The organism is Chryseobacterium echinoideorum, from assembly GCF_007474535.1.
GTDB lineage: Bacteria > Bacteroidota > Bacteroidia > Flavobacteriales > Weeksellaceae > Chryseobacterium > Chryseobacterium echinoideorum.
In genome coordinates this window covers 101,133-116,109 of sequence record NZ_VKNW01000005.1, presented here as the reverse complement: position 1 = coordinate 116,109, position 14,977 = coordinate 101,133, and the positions used below count along the sequence as shown (strand labels likewise).

Annotated in this window: 14 protein-coding genes; 9 read left to right on the top strand and 5 right to left on the bottom strand. The window is 34.9% G+C overall.

What is annotated here, in order from left to right:
• Positions 1-162 precede the first annotated feature (162 nt).
• Positions 163-933, top strand: a complete 771-nt coding sequence (locus FOL89_RS08000; RefSeq protein ID WP_144282303.1) for a GLPGLI family protein — start codon at positions 163-165, stop codon at positions 931-933.
• Between the two features lie 111 nt (positions 934-1,044).
• Entirely contained in the window at positions 1,045-2,049 is a 1,005-nt protein-coding gene (locus FOL89_RS07995) for a glycosyltransferase (RefSeq protein ID WP_144282302.1), read from the top strand.
• A gap of 108 nt (positions 2,050-2,157) precedes the next feature.
• Here the strand turns inward: FOL89_RS07995 and FOL89_RS07990 are convergent, their stop codons facing one another.
• Positions 2,158-3,384 carry an aminotransferase class I/II-fold pyridoxal phosphate-dependent enzyme gene (locus FOL89_RS07990; protein WP_144282301.1) on the bottom strand — a complete coding sequence of 409 codons (1,227 nt, stop codon included), beginning with the start codon at positions 3,382-3,384 and terminating at the stop codon, positions 2,158-2,160.
• Positions 3,385-3,528: 144 nt separating this feature from the next.
• Here FOL89_RS07990 and FOL89_RS07985 point away from each other — a divergent pair, with 144 nt between their 5' ends.
• Positions 3,529-3,987: an Lrp/AsnC family transcriptional regulator gene (locus FOL89_RS07985; protein WP_144282300.1), complete on the top strand. Its 459-nt coding sequence runs from the start codon at positions 3,529-3,531 to the stop codon at positions 3,985-3,987.
• A 123-nt stretch (positions 3,988-4,110) separates the two neighbouring features.
• Here the strand turns inward: FOL89_RS07985 and ffh are convergent, their stop codons facing one another.
• Positions 4,111-5,472, bottom strand: coding sequence for a signal recognition particle protein (ffh, locus tag FOL89_RS07980; RefSeq protein ID WP_144282299.1), 1,362 nt, complete (start codon positions 5,470-5,472; stop codon positions 4,111-4,113).
• A gap of 458 nt (positions 5,473-5,930) precedes the next feature.
• Between ffh and atpB the strand changes: the two genes are divergently transcribed.
• The 6 genes from atpB (at position 5,931) to atpG (ending at position 10,978) form a co-directional block, all read left to right on the top strand.
• Entirely contained in the window at positions 5,931-7,046 is a 1,116-nt protein-coding gene (gene atpB / locus FOL89_RS07975) for a F0F1 ATP synthase subunit A (protein WP_144282298.1), read from the top strand.
• Positions 7,047-7,089: 43 nt separating this feature from the next.
• Positions 7,090-7,308 carry an ATP synthase F0 subunit C gene (locus FOL89_RS07970; protein ID WP_089744342.1) on the top strand — a complete coding sequence of 73 codons (219 nt, stop codon included), beginning with the start codon at positions 7,090-7,092 and terminating at the stop codon, positions 7,306-7,308.
• Positions 7,309-7,409: 101 nt separating this feature from the next.
• Entirely contained in the window at positions 7,410-7,904 is a 495-nt protein-coding gene (locus tag FOL89_RS07965) for a F0F1 ATP synthase subunit B (protein ID WP_144282297.1), read from the top strand.
• Positions 7,905-7,906: 2 nt separating this feature from the next.
• Positions 7,907-8,446: an ATP synthase F1 subunit delta gene (atpH, locus tag FOL89_RS07960; RefSeq protein ID WP_144282296.1), complete on the top strand. Its 540-nt coding sequence runs from the start codon at positions 7,907-7,909 to the stop codon at positions 8,444-8,446.
• A 15-nt stretch (positions 8,447-8,461) separates the two neighbouring features.
• On the top strand, positions 8,462-10,039 hold the full coding sequence (gene atpA, locus FOL89_RS07955) for a F0F1 ATP synthase subunit alpha (protein WP_144282295.1): 1,578 nt from the start codon (positions 8,462-8,464) through the stop codon (positions 10,037-10,039).
• Positions 10,040-10,114: 75 nt separating this feature from the next.
• Positions 10,115-10,978 (top strand): ATP synthase F1 subunit gamma, encoded by an 864-nt coding sequence (gene atpG / locus FOL89_RS07950; protein WP_144282294.1) that lies wholly within the window; start codon positions 10,115-10,117, stop codon positions 10,976-10,978.
• A 252-nt stretch (positions 10,979-11,230) separates the two neighbouring features.
• Here atpG and FOL89_RS07945 read toward each other — a convergent pair whose 3' ends face one another.
• From FOL89_RS07945 to FOL89_RS07935, 3 genes are all read right to left on the bottom strand, one after another.
• Positions 11,231-12,598 carry a DUF5458 family protein gene (locus FOL89_RS07945; protein ID WP_144282293.1) on the bottom strand — a complete coding sequence of 456 codons (1,368 nt, stop codon included), beginning with the start codon at positions 12,596-12,598 and terminating at the stop codon, positions 11,231-11,233.
• Between the two features lie 11 nt (positions 12,599-12,609).
• The gene (locus FOL89_RS07940) at positions 12,610-13,074 is read right to left on the bottom strand and encodes a hypothetical protein (protein WP_144282292.1); all 465 of its coding nucleotides are present in this window, start codon (positions 13,072-13,074) and stop codon (positions 12,610-12,612) included.
• Positions 13,075-13,139: 65 nt separating this feature from the next.
• Positions 13,140-14,966 (bottom strand): type VI secretion system baseplate subunit TssF, encoded by a 1,827-nt coding sequence (locus FOL89_RS07935; RefSeq protein WP_144282291.1) that lies wholly within the window; start codon positions 14,964-14,966, stop codon positions 13,140-13,142.
• Positions 14,967-14,977 lie beyond the last annotated feature (11 nt).

The following is a 14,977-nucleotide window of genomic DNA, read 5'->3' as shown; positions in this document are numbered from 1 at the left end:
AAATATTATAATCCAATAAGATTAGAATAATCTTGCGGATATGTTGAGTATATTACTTTAACTCCAGAAGATCATCCTTCTTGTTTATTAGTGGAATTGGCTCAGATGGAAGAATTTTGTTATGCATCTGTAGATGGAGAGTGGTTAGTTTAAAAAAGCAAAATGAAAATAATTAATATCTTTTTACTGTTTATCCCAATCGTGTTTTTTTGTCAGTCTCAAAAAAATCTATCAGATTTAATAATTAAATATAGTTATGATTCTGTAAAAGATACAGCACAAATCAACAATAAAAATAACGAAATTATGGTGCTGGCTATGAATGGAAGTTCTTCTATTTATTATAGTGATAAGTATCAACAAGCTTTGGATTTAATGAAGAAAAAAATGGAGATGGCTCTAAGCTCAAATACAACTGTTGAGGTAAATGGAAAAGATTTTTCTATGCCTAAAGTTAAACATTCTGTTTTTCGATTAAATAGCGATATTTTTGTTTCTGCTCAATTAGGAAGAGATTTATTTACATTTAAATCAAATTTTCTAAAGTGGAATGTTGATTTTATTGAGTCAATAGATATTTTAGGATATAAATGTAACAAAGCTACTATAATGTTTAATAATAGACTGTATACAGCTTGGTATACTAAAGAAATTCCTTTTTTTGAGGGACCTTATAGATTTAAAGGATTACCTGGTTTGATTTTACATATAGAAGATGAAAAAGGCTTTGATAAATTTAAAGCTGTTTCAATCGAAAAAAAACAAATCGAAATAGCTCAATTACAAAAAGGTATACCTGTTACAAGGCAAGAGTATATTAAAAAAAGAGAAGAATATAAACAAAATCCTTTTCCAGAAAAAAATCTCACTCCTCAACAGCGAAATCAAATAATTGAAAATCAAAAAAAAGTTAATAATACTTTAGAAAGATAACCATTATAAGTTTAAGTAACCAGAATATTAATATTCTGGTTTTTATATTTTATTAACTTTAAATTTTTTGTAAATTCTTTTCTTAATAAGTAAATTTGACAAATTTTCAATTTGAAACCAACCATTTCCATTATTGTCGCTATATTCAACAGAAAAGATGAGCTTTTTGAGCTTCTGAATTCACTCATTTCACAAACCGATAAAGATTTTGAAGTCATTATTGTAGATGATGGCTCATTGGTTGACCTGAAACCTACAATTAAAAATTTTGAAGAGTTTTTAAACATTAAATATTTCAGAAAAGACAATTCAGGACCTGGTTTATCAAGAAATTATGGTGCTAAAAGAGCTTTCCACGACTGGCTGGTTTTTGTGGATAGTGACGTGATTGTAGAGAAAGATTATATTGAAAATATTAAGAATAATATTCAGAATATTCCATGCGATGCTTTTGGAGGAGCAGATAAGGCGCATAAAGGTTTTAATCTGATGCAGAAAGCGATTTCTTATTCTATGACATCTGTTTTTACAACGGGAGGAATCAGAGGAAGTAAAAAATCTGTGTCCAGATTTCAGCCGAGAAGCTTTAATATGGGCGTGAAAAAAGAAGTTTTTGAAAAAGTGGGCGGCTTTTCTGAAATGAGAATAGGCGAAGATCCTGATCTCTCAATGACGCTTTGGGAGAATGGTTTTACTACTGCATTTTTCGATGATATTGCAGTATATCATAAAAGAAGAGTAGATTTTGGTAGATTTTCAAAACAGGTGTATCAGTTTGGATGTGCAAGACCGATTCTTAATCAGCGCCACCCTGATTATGTGAAGATTTCTTTTGCTTTTCCAAGTCTTTTTCTGTTAGGATATGTTTTAGGATTTATAGAATATTTTATTTTAGGAAAAGGAATTATATTGGCTTTCTATGGGTTTTACACTTTCGTAATCTGTATTCATGCCATGATGGTTACCAGAAATATTGCTATTGGTGCAATGGCAGTAATGTCTACTTACATCCAGATGTTTTCCTACGGTTATGGCTTTTTAAAATCCTGGATTTTGCTGAATGTTTTCAAGATGAAGCCGGAAGATGCTTTTCCTGCACATTTCCATAAAGGTTAGATCGGTTGGTGATTAAGAATTAATCAGATGATCTCTCCGTTGAATAATAAGCTCATTCTAAAAAACAATAAAAGCTGCCAATTAAGACAGCTTTTATCTACAAAATAATTAGAATATGGATGATGTTTTATGATTGAGAACGCCTGTCTTCAGCATGCATTCTTTCATTTTTTCATAAGTACGTTGTATGTCATGATCCAACCCAATAGAGAATCGGATCAGTCCGTCAGAAATTCCCATCGCTTCTCTTTCTTCCTCAGGGATTTCAGAAGAAGTGGAACTTCCGGAGCATGAGAATAATGTTTTATAAAATCCTAAACTTACCGCAAGATAACCCAGGTTTTCTTTCTGCATCAACTCCATCAGTTCATTGGCTTTATCTGTCGTTTCTGCATCCAAAGTTAAAAGTCCGCCAAAACCGTACTCTTCATGCATCATACTTTTCATCAGGTCATGGTTTTTATGGGATTTCAGTCCGGGATAAGAAACCTTCAGACCGTCTTCTTCAAACTTTTGTGCAAGATATAAAGCATTATGGCTGTGCTGCTTCATTCTGATATGAAGTGTTCTTAGGTTTTTAAGAATGCTTGCCGAGCGAAGGCTGTCCATGGTTGGCCCCAACAGCATACACGCTCCGTTATTTACATTTTTGGTGTCGTCTATAAATTGCTGGCTTCCACAGTAAACACCGCCAACAGTATCGCTGCTTCCGTTGATGAATTTAGTTAAAGAATGTATGACAATATCTGCTCCTAAAAGAGTAGGAGAAATGGAAAGTGGTGAGAAAGTATTATCAACAACCAGTTTTAGATTGTGTTTTTTACAGATTTCAGAAAGTTTTCTAAGGTCTGCCACTTCAAGAAGCGGATTACTTACGCTTTCACAATAGATTATTTTGGTGTTGGGCTGAATTGCATTTTCAATAGACTCAAAATTACCGATATCAACAAAGCTGGTTTCTATTTGGAAAGTGGGAAGAAAATTTTTCATGAAAGCATAAGTTCCTCCGTAAATCGTTCTGCTTGAAATAATGTGATCGCCGCTTTTACAGATCTGCATTAGCACAGAAGTTATGGCTCCCATTCCTGAAGCTGTTACATTGGCTGCCTCTGTGTTTTCCATTTTTGCCAATGCCTCTGAAAGATACAGATTCATAGGTGAGGAATGACGGGAATACAGATAACATCCTTCCGCATTACCTTCAAAGGTGTCAAACATTGTTTTTGCTGAAAGAAAAGTGTAAGTAGAACTGTCTGAAATAGACGGATTTACTCCTCCAAATTCACCAAAATACTGAAGATCCTGAATTTCGTTGGCTGCATTAAATTGATCCATATTTTTTTGTTTAAAAATGACTAATTTCAATGTTTATTACAATCAATTGTAAGATATTTAGAAAATAAAACTATCATTTTATATTTTGGTAGATATAAAGTTTATTATATTTGAATAATTATTCACAGCATAAATTTTTTTTCTATGAATTTTGATGAAATCGACAAAAAATTACTGCAATTTTTGCAGAAAGACGGTAAACAAACTACAAAAGAGCTCTCACACAAGCTTAATCTTTCGGTTACAGCTGTTTATGAGCGCATCAAAAAGCTTGAAAACTCCGGAGTTATTTCTAAGTATGTTGCATTGGTAGATAAGACTAAAATTGACCGCAGATTTTTGGTGCTCTGCCACGTAAGGCTTACTCAGCACAAGAAAGAATTTGTAATGCAGTTTGAGCGTGAGATAATGGATCTGCATGAGGTTACCGAATGTTTTCACGTGAGCGGAGATTATGATTATATCCTTAAAATCTGCGTGAAAGATATGGAAGATTACCGCAATTTTATGCTTACAAAACTAACAGCACTACAGCATATTGCCAGTACACACAGTGCATTCACAATTTCTGAGGTGAAAAATACGACTGAGATTGTGGTGTAGATTTAAAATCGACTAGCACTATTAAGTTAAGCTTCAAAAAAAGATTTTAGAATAAAACTCAATCTAGCCACAAAAAAACTCCCAGAAAATTCTGAGAGTTTATATTGATAAAGTTTTTGTAGATTATTTTCCGAACATTCCGCCCATTCCCGGTATATTTGGCATTTTGCTCATCATCTGCATCATTTGTTTTCCTTGTGGTCCCTGCATCATTTTCATCATTTTTCCCATTTGGTCAAACTGCTTCATCAGCTGATTTACATCTTCAATTTTTCTTCCTGCACCCTTGGCAATCCTGTTTTTTCTCTGAGTATTGATGATGGAAGGTCTTCTTCTTTCTTCAGGTGTCATAGAATAAATGATTGCCTCAATATGTTTAAATGCATCATCACTGATTTCAACATCTTTAATGGCTTTTCCAACTCCGGGGATCATTCCCATCAAATCCTTCATATTACCCATTTTTTTGATCTGATTGATCTGCTTTAGGAAATCATCAAAACCAAACTCGTTTTTAGCAATTTTTTTGTGAAGTTTTTTAGCTTCTTCTTCATCAAATTGTTCTTGCGCTCTTTCTACTAAGGAAACAACGTCTCCCATTCCCAGGATTCTGTCTGCCATCCTTTCCGGGTAGAAAAGGTCTAGAGCTTCCATTTTTTCGCCTGTAGAAATAAATTTTATAGGTTTCTCAACTACAGAACGAATCGTTAAAGCAGCTCCACCTCGTGTATCACCATCTAATTTAGTCAAAACAACGCCGTCAAAATTCAAAGCATCATTGAATGCTTTTGCCGTATTTACAGCATCTTGCCCTGTCATAGAGTCAACTACGAAAAGAGTTTCATTAGGCTTGATAAAATAATGAACAGATTTTATTTCGTTCATCATTTGTTCATCAATTGCCAAGCGACCTGCTGTATCGACGATCACCACATCATGCCCGTTCGATTTGGCAAAATTAATTGCATTTTCAGCAATGGTAGAAGGGTTGGTTGCTCCTTCTTCTGTGTAAACAGGAACCCCAATTTGTCCGCCTAAAACTTTCAGCTGGTCAATAGCAGCAGGACGGTAAACGTCACACGCTACCAAAAGAGGTTTTTTGGTTCTTTTTGTTTTAAGATAATTGGCAAGTTTTCCGGAAAAAGTGGTTTTACCTGACCCTTGAAGCCCTGCAATCAGAATTACAGACGGTTTTCCTGAAAGATTGATTCCTTCCTGAGAACCTCCCATCAAATCTACCAACTCGTCATGAACGATTTTCGTCATCAACTGTCCCGGAGTAAGCGAGGTAAGAACATTTTGTCCTAACGCTTTATCCTGAACTCTTTTGGTAAGATCTTTTGCTACTTTATAATTAACATCGGCATCTACCAATGCTCTGCGGATTTCTTTTACGGTTTCCGCCACGTTGATTTCCGTAATCTTTCCTCGTCCGGAAATATTATGAAGCGCCTTGTCTAATTTATCCTGTAAACTATTAAACATATTAATTGTAAATTATAGTTGGCAAAAATAAGGAATTTTTAATTAAATGAATAGGATATGAATGCAGATTTCTTTTGATTATCAATTATAATTTTATTTTTGCAGAATGAATTTTTCGGCGGCTTTCATTATAATATTTCTAATTGTAGTACTGAATATCCTTATATATATAATATTCAAAAAATTTCTATACGGAAAATCTGATGCAGCAATGAGATTTTTGGTCATCAATATTGCAAAAGATATTCTATGGCTAGGATTTTCATTGTTTATCATTGATAAAACGAAAGCAAATTTTCTGTTTCTTGTGATTTGCTTTCTTATAAGTTCTTTCTTTATATACTACCTGGTAATAAGGGCTATTAACAAATCCTGATTTTTTTGATGATAAAAATCAATTTTTAATATTGGTAAAGTTTAATAAAAACGATATATTTGCACACGATTAAAAAAGAGATATGAACAGAAAAATTTCTTCCCTATTTTTCGCATTTTTATTTGTGTTTATTAGTGCTTTTGCTGCTGCTCAACACGAATCTGAAGGTGAAAAGATAGCTGAAACGGTAGAGCATGCAGAAGGAGACAAGCCTTTCAATGCTACAAAAATGATCATGGAACACATCGGTGATTCAAACGAATGGCATATTTGGACTACTAAAGATGAAAAGGGAGAAGAACATCATTTTTCTATTCCGCTTCCTGTGATTATCAAAGACAGTGAAGGTTTACATACTTTTTTATCTAAAGATATTGCTCATGGACACGAACACGATGGCTACACTTTAGAACATGGAAATGTAGTTTCTACAAAAGGATTAAAAAAAGCAACTTTATTTGCAACTATCAGCGGTAAAAATAATCCAAACGAAGTTTTCTACGATTTTTCAATTACTAAAAACGTAGCTTCTATGTTGCTTTCAGTAATTTTTATGGCGGTTATCTTTATCGGAATGGCAAGAAATTATAAGAAATCTCAGCTTCCGAAAGGTGCAGGTAAATTGATGGAGCCTGTAATTGTATTCATCAGAGATGAAGTAGCTATCCCAAATATCGGATCAGTAAAATATAAAAGATATATGCCTTATTTATTAACCGCATTTTTCTTTATCTGGTTCAATAACTTGTTCGGTTTGATTCCTTTCTTCCCGTTTGGAGCAAATCTTACAGGAAATATTGCAATCACGGCTGTTTTGGCAATCATTACTTTATTAATAACATTATTCAGTGCTAATAAAGATTATTGGAAACATATTTTTATGCCGCCGGTTCCTTTATTATTGTATCCGATCATGGTTCCAATTGAGATCATCGGAATTTTCACAAAACCTTTTGCTTTGATGATGCGACTTTTTGCCAATGTAACGGCAGGACACATCATGATTCTGGCGATTATCTCATTGATTTTCATCTTTAAATCGCCATTATTAGGATTTGCATCTGTACCTTTGGCGCTATTCGTTTCAGTTTTGGAATTGTTAGTCGCTGCATTACAGGCATATATTTTTACAGTACTTTCTGCTTTATTTATCGGAATTGCTGTGGCAGAGCACGCTCATGAAGAACATGCTCATTAATTAGAAAAAAAGAAAATAATTTTAACTAAATAATTTATTTATTATGGACATTTCAACTGGAACAGGATTAATTTACGTAGGTATCGGTTTAGCTGTACTTGGAGTAGGTATGGGTATCGGTAAAATCGGTGGTCACGCTATGGATGCTATTGCTAGACAACCTGAGCAAGCTGGTAAAATCCAAGGAGCAATGCTTATTGCTGCAGGTCTTATCGAAGGTGCTGGTCTTATTGCGATTATCTTTGGTGCTTTCATCAAGTAATTTATCCTTACAAAAATATTCTTAGCAGTGAAGCGGTTGGCTGCTGCTAAGAATTTTTAAAAGAAATCCATAAAATAATATTAAAAAAAGAATTTACAGATATGGGAATTATTGAACCTGGAATTGGACTTTTATTTTGGATGACTCTTACTTTTGTTATCCTGTTATTTCTTTTGGCTAAATTTGCCTGGAAGCCAATTGTAAATGCAGTAAATGACAGAGAAACTTCTATTGTTGATGCATTAAACCAAGCGAAATTGGCAAGAAAAGAAATGGAAGATCTGAAGTCTGACAACGAAAGAATTATGCGTGAGGCTAAGATCGAAAGAGATGCTATTCTTAAAGAGGCAAGAGAAATTAAAGACAGAATCGTAGGAGAAGCTAAAGATATTGCAAAAGTAGAAGCTGATAAATTAGTAGAAGCTGCAAAACAAACGATTGAAGCAGAGAAAAATGCTGCAATGGCAGATATCAAAACTCAAATTGGTGCTTTGTCTGTGAATATTGCAGAATCTATTTTGAAGCAAAAGCTTGAAAATAATGAAGCTCAGAATGAATTAGTTCAAAATTATTTAAACAAATCAAACCTTAACTAATAATGCTTACATCTAAAGTAGCTAAAAGATACGCACAAGGTTTACTTGATTTCACCAACGAATCAGGTCAAACGGCTACTGTATTTTCTGACATGAAGGATGTAGTAAAGCTGATGAACGAATCTGCGGATTTGAACAAATTCTTTCTTACACCTTACATAGATTCTAAGAAAAAAGTAGAAGTAGCAAAAGAAATTTTCAAAAGCCTTTCAATTTCTTCACAAAACCTGATTACTCTTGTAATCAGACAAGGACGTGAGAGCCACCTGAAAAATATTGCACAGCAGTTTATCAACAAAGTTGAAGATATCAACGGTGTTCAGAGGATTACTCTGACTACTGCAACAGAATTATCTCAATCAAATATCGAACAGATTTTGAAATCTACCAATCTTGTGAATACAGGTGCTAATTTTGACATAAATGTAATCGTAAAACCTGAAATTTTAGGAGGTTATATTTTGAGAGTGGGAGATCAGCAGGTAGATGCATCTGTAAAATCAAAATTGAATAAGATTAAAAAAGACTTTCAGTTAAATTAAGAAAAAAACCATACAATGGCAGAAATAAATCCGGCAGAAGTATCTGCGATCTTAAAACAGCAATTGGCCAACTTCGATACTCAATCTAATGTTGAGGAAGTAGGTACAGTTCTTACCATCGGTGATGGTATTGCTCGTGTTTACGGGTTAGAACACGTACAATACGGAGAATTGGTAAAATTTTCAAGTGATGTAGAAGGTATCGTACTCAACCTTGAAGAGGATAACGTAGGGGTTGCCCTTCTAGGAGAAAGCAAACTTGTAAGAGAAGGAGATACCGTAAGAAGAACAAACAGAATTTCTTCTATTAAAGTAGGAGAAGGTATGTTGGGTAGAGTAGTAGATACTCTTGGTAACCCTATCGACGGTAAAGGTCCTATCACCGGAGAATTGTATGAAATGCCATTGGAAAGAAAAGCTCCCGGAGTTATCTACAGACAGCCGGTAACAGAGCCTTTACAATCGGGTATCGTAGCAATTGACTCTATGATTCCTGTCGGAAGAGGACAAAGAGAGCTTATCATTGGTGACAGACAGACCGGTAAAACTACGGTTGCGATTGATACAATTATTAATCAAAAAGAGTTTTATGACGCTGGTCAGCCTGTATACTGTATTTATGTGGCAATCGGTCAGAAAGCCTCTACAGTAGCCCAGATTGTAAAAACATTATCAGATAAAGGGGCGCTCGCTTATACGGTTATCGTTGCAGCTAATGCTTCTGATCCAGTTCCTATGCAGGTATATTCTGCAATGGCAGGAGCATCTATCGGAGAATATTTCAGAGATACCGGAAGACCTGCTTTAATCGTTTATGATGATTTATCTAAACAGGCAGTTGCTTACCGTGAGCTTTCTCTTCTTTTGAGAAGACCACCGGGTCGTGAGGCTTATCCTGGAGACGTTTTCTATCTTCACTCAAGATTATTAGAAAGAGCGGCAAAAGTTATCGCTGATGACCAAATTGCAAGCCAGATGAATGATTTACCAGAATCATTAAAACCAATCGTAAAAGGGGGCGGTTCTTTAACAGCACTTCCGATTATTGAAACTCAGGCTGGTGACGTTTCTGCATATATTCCAACCAACGTAATTTCTATTACAGACGGACAGATTTTCTTAGAGTCTGATTTATTCAACTCAGGGGTTCGTCCTGCAATCAACGTGGGGATCTCTGTATCTAGAGTAGGAGGTAATGCTCAGATCAAATCAATGAAAAAAGTTTCTGGTACACTTAAATTAGACCAGGCTCAATATAAAGAATTGGAAGCGTTTGCTAAATTCGGTTCAGACCTTGATGCTTCTACATTAGCAGTTATCTCTAAAGGTGAAAGAAATGTGGAGTTACTAAAACAACCGGTAAACTCTCCACTTCCTGTTGATAGCCAGGTGGCAATAATTTACGCCGGAACGGAAAACTTAATGAGAAATGTTCCGATCAGAAAAGTAAAAGAATTTCAACACGAGTACATAGAATTCTTGAGATCTAAACATCCAGATACAATGGCTGCTATAAAAGCAGGTAAAATAGACAACGATATCACTGGTGTCCTTAAGCAGGCTGCCCAAGATATAGCTGCTAAATATAACTAAAAATTCAATGTTTGAGGTTTAAAGTTCTGTATTTTGGAGCCTTAAACCTTGAACTTTAAACATTGAACCCAAAAAATGGCAAACTTAAAAGAAATACGAGGGAGGATCAGCTCAATTTCGTCTACGATGCAAATTACCCGTGCTATGAAGATGGTTTCTGCTGCGAAACTTAAAAAAGCTCAGGATGCTATCGTGATGTTGAGACCTTATTCTGAGAAACTTCAGGAGATTATACAGAATGTAAATTCTAGTTCAGATCCGGATCAGGTTTCTATTTATGCTCAGAAAAGAGAAGTAAAAAGAGTTCTTTTTATTGCGGTAACTTCCAACAGAGGTTTAGCAGGTGCTTTTAACTCATCTGTGGTAAAGGAGCTAAATAATCAGTTTCAGAATAATTCTCAGTACGAAATTGAAGTTCTTACTATTGGTAAAAAAGCTTATGATGCTGTAAGAAAAAGCCGTTCTGTATATTCAAACGAAAGCTCTGTTTTCGATAGTTTAAGTTTTGACAGAGTTTCAAATATTACGGAAGGAGTAATGTCTAGTTTCAGAGAAGGTAAATTTGATGAAGTTTATGTAATTTACAATAAATTTATCAATGCGGCTACTCAGGAAGTAATTACAGAACAGCTTCTGCCAATCTCTATGGCTGATACAGATGAAAATCATGTTGAAACAGACTATATTTTTGAGCCAAACAGAAACGAAATTCTTGATAATTTGATTCCAAAATCTATTAAAACTCAGGTTTTCAAAGCAGTACTTGATTCAGTAGCATCTGAGCATGGAGCAAGAATGACAGCAATGCATAAAGCAACAGATAATGCACAGGCACTGAAAAATGATCTGGTTATTTTCTACAATAAAGCAAGACAGGCAGCAATTACCAACGAGATTTTAGAAATCGTCTCAGGAGCAGAAGCTCTGAAGAATTCTTAATCGGAGGTAGAGTGCTTAAAACAATATTTTGGAAGGATGGTTTTTACCATCCTTCTTTTATTCTCCTTCAGAAGTTTCGTTACAGAGCTTTTCCCATTACTTTTCTTTGGTTTTTTCGGGAATTTAATTAGGTCATAATTATATATTATTCATTGATTGATAATAGTAATTTTTTAAAATTATTCTTTTATCAAATTTTAATAAAAAAGCGCGAAAATTGCTTTCCGCGCTGCCAATATCAAAGATAAAAGATCACTTTTGCTCGTATTCAGTCTCCCATTCGTTACCATCATCTCCTTTGTGACCATCCATTTTAATAAGGAAGTTTTTAGCCGGAAAATATGGTTTCATATGAATATCCAGATGAATTCTATCTTTTTGTACAGGATCCTGTTCAAATTTTCTGATCTCAAAATTTTCAATCAGTTTACCCGGACCTGTAATTCCGTCAAGAAAACGAACAATCTGGTTCATGATTTCTTTTCTGGTGACCGCTGTGAAGTTTTCAAAAGCTCTTCTGTTCAAGAAATCCATCAAAACTTTAGTTACATAATCAAACACTCTTACAACAGAATACGTCTGAAGTCCTAGGTTATCTCCGTTAAACAAAGTTTTTCCTGAGAATGCCATTACTTTTCCATATTCGTTGACCATTGGGATCAGTCCAAGATTTTCAAGATTGGCAATTTCACTTTTCTTCAAATCGAATTTCACACCATCTACTTCGTTGATTCCTCCAAACTTTTTACCTGCAGTAACCTGAGACATTAATGTATGATAAATTTTCCCGGCCAATGCTGCAGAAGGCGGAATGAAAAGGTCTTCCGTTTCGTTGATCTCTTCAAATCTACCTCTTCCAACCAACCAGTTACAAGTCATCAAAACGTTTGCTCTGTAAACATCTCCACCAGTCAAATACGCCTGATCGAACATTTTCATTACATCATCCGGTTCATCAAGATGTTCAAAATCGGTTACCAACATTACTTTGTTCTCATGAGCCAGTTTTGCCCATTTTTCAACCACTTTATTAGACCCCAAATATCCCGGAATCACAAGAATTCCATAATTGTTTTTAAGATCTAATCTGTCGTAGTTATCTGAAAGCTCCGCGTGAATCGTATCAATAAATCTTGTGTTATCAAGATCTTTTAATTGCTCCAGATTTGCATTAACGATTGTGATATTCTTTACTTTATCAGATTCTGTATTTTTGTAGAATAATGCTGCAGTTCTATAGTTAGCTTCTAATTCTCTTGTAATATCAACCGCTTTTGATAAGTTTTTAGAAAGCAGATCTTCAGAAGATTTTCTTTGATCTTCACAATTCGCAACCATATCGGTAAGGGAATCATTTTTACTGATCACACTCGCCCAAAGTTCAAGAGTTTTCTTCAAAGTTTCTCTTTCTTTTTCTTTAGCCAGCTCAGTAAGGAAGATTTTTCTTCTTGCTTTTCTGTCCGGATTGATGTTTTGTACGCCTTCAATAGAGGTTTCCAACAAATCGAAACCGCCATAACGTGCTAATTTATTAAGGCTGCTTTCTAAAGATGCACCTCCCTTTTTTTGTTCTAATACGGGAGCTGATGACGCCTGTACTGATTCTTCTGGTTTTGCCATAATTTGTGTTTTTAGTTGTTATTAGTCGTAGTATTGTTTTCTAATTCTTTGATCAATGACTGAAGCGTATCCAGCAATCCTTTTTTAGCATCCGAATCCTCAAGAGCAGCTTTAAGGATTTTGTTAGTCTTCAATTGCTTGATAATCTTTTGATACTGATCTTTTTCAGTTTCCAATCCGCTTAAAAACCCACTTTGACCAGTGATTCCTTTCGTGCCAAAATCACCTAGATTTTTAAATTTCAGGTTTTCCATTTTCACAGACCCTTGTGCATCTTCGAAATCGACCTTGATCTCTGGTTTGAAATGTTCAAAAACCTTATCAATGGTATTCAATCCTTCTACCAATTCTGGCTTCACGGGATCTTCCGCAGTTAATTTTTGCGCCAGAAGCGTTCTGTTTTGAGGGATCTCAAAAATCGCCTCGCTTGCGTCTAGTGGAACTTCATTTCCACCAATTCCTTTGTTTGTTAACATAGTGTTTTTTTTAAAGGGTTAATAAATGTGTTTAGTTAATATCATCGACTGTTTTAAGTGATATTCTATTTTTCAAAAATTCTGTAGGGATAGATGTTTGCAGAAGCATTTTGCAGTTTAAGCAGAAAGCTCTCGCATAAATAATCCCATTCCGAATCTTTAATTGAATCTTTTACATCAGGATTTCTGAACAGGGTAATATCAATCGTTCTGCTGAATCCGCCTTTTAAAGACACTTCTTTTTTGGTTCCTTTAGAAACTTCGATGCCTTTTATTGTATTTTTAAAATGATTAAGTCCGAAAACTTTGATGTCGGCAACAGTTACAATTCTTCCTCTGGTAAGCAAAGAATTTCTGTATTCCAGAATTTTATCTTGTGGCGACAGGCTTTTTCGTCCTCCGGTTGAAGCCTTTATCATTACTGCTGTTTTATCCATTGCGACAGCATCAGCGCCTTCTGCCGTTAATATGGTTGCGGGCTTAATCTCGTTCCCTTCCTGTGCAAGAGTTAGCCAATACGAAACATTACACGCAACTTCTGAATCCTGAGAATCTGAAGTAATAATCAAATACGGATTATTGGTCTGTGAGAAGCTTTTTTCTTTTGCTAATTGATGCAGAGCTGCAACATTTTGATTAATTTGTCGCAAAGTTTCCTTTGCAGAATCTCCACCAATTCCTGAGAAAGCTGCCGTTTCATCTTTTATCAATTCCAAAAGGTATTGTAACAATTCTGAGGCACCTCTTTGATCAAATCTTGAAACACCTCCTTTTCTTAAAACTGCGGAAATTCCGGTATTTTCAGCTTCATAATTTTTTACATCGAATCGCCTTCCTCGATCGTCCGAAACATAATCCAAGTCCAAAAAACTGTCATCAGATTGTATCGGAATGATATTCAGTCTTCCTGCAACTCTGTGATAGGATTTTACATTGTGAATATTGACAACGGGAATACAGTTCAGTGTGATGCTCACATTTTCCAGAACTTCACTCACCACAGCTTCCGAAAATTTGAATTTTAACCAAATCAAATTTTCATCATCAGCAAGCTTACTATTTTGAAAATATTTTTCGAACAGCTCTTCTTTCTGAGGTTTATCAGTGTGAGGAAGTTTTTCTTTTAATGTGAAAAAATTGGCGAAATAGTATTGGTTGACATCCGTATAAATATGTTCAAGATCTGAGTAGTTTTTGGTAATAATATTTTCAAGATTAATATTTCCCTGATCCACATTATAACCTTCCTGCAATGAAAATTCTTTCTCTCCAAAATAGATTTTTGCCTGTTTTAGATAATAAAAAAATAATTCTTTCTGATAATTATTATTAATGTCAATATAAAATTGAAGATTCTCCAGATCTGTCCTGTCTTTGCAACCAATCCCAATCCACATTTCTCCGGACGGAATATGATGTTCTCCTTTCGACAAATGATCCGTGAAAAAGAAACTTTCCACACGATTCAAAGTATTTCCAAAGGCGATGTATTCTACTTTTGCGGTTGTTAGTTCAGTTTCAATAGTTGGGCAAAAGTACACATCTTTGTTGCTGCTTTCCGTTGGGTTGAATATGTTATGAATCCGCTTATTGGTTTTAAAATGATTTTTCAAAGATATATTAGACTTGTTTTCCAACGGAAAAATCTGAATCAGCGATCTTGCAGGAATAACACCGGAAACTTCTTCAGGAAACATAATTTCCAGAATTCTTTCGATGATTCTTGAACGTGAACTTTCCAGCTCAAAACCTAATTTCTCAAGTTCTGAAGCTGTTGCAGAAAGAAGCAGGCTCACAATCGGGTCAAACGAAGTTTCTGCTTCCAACTCGTTGTAACCCCAAAGTCTTGCCGCTCTTCTTAATATTCTGTCTTTTATTCTTTCCTGATTCATTTGTAATTTTG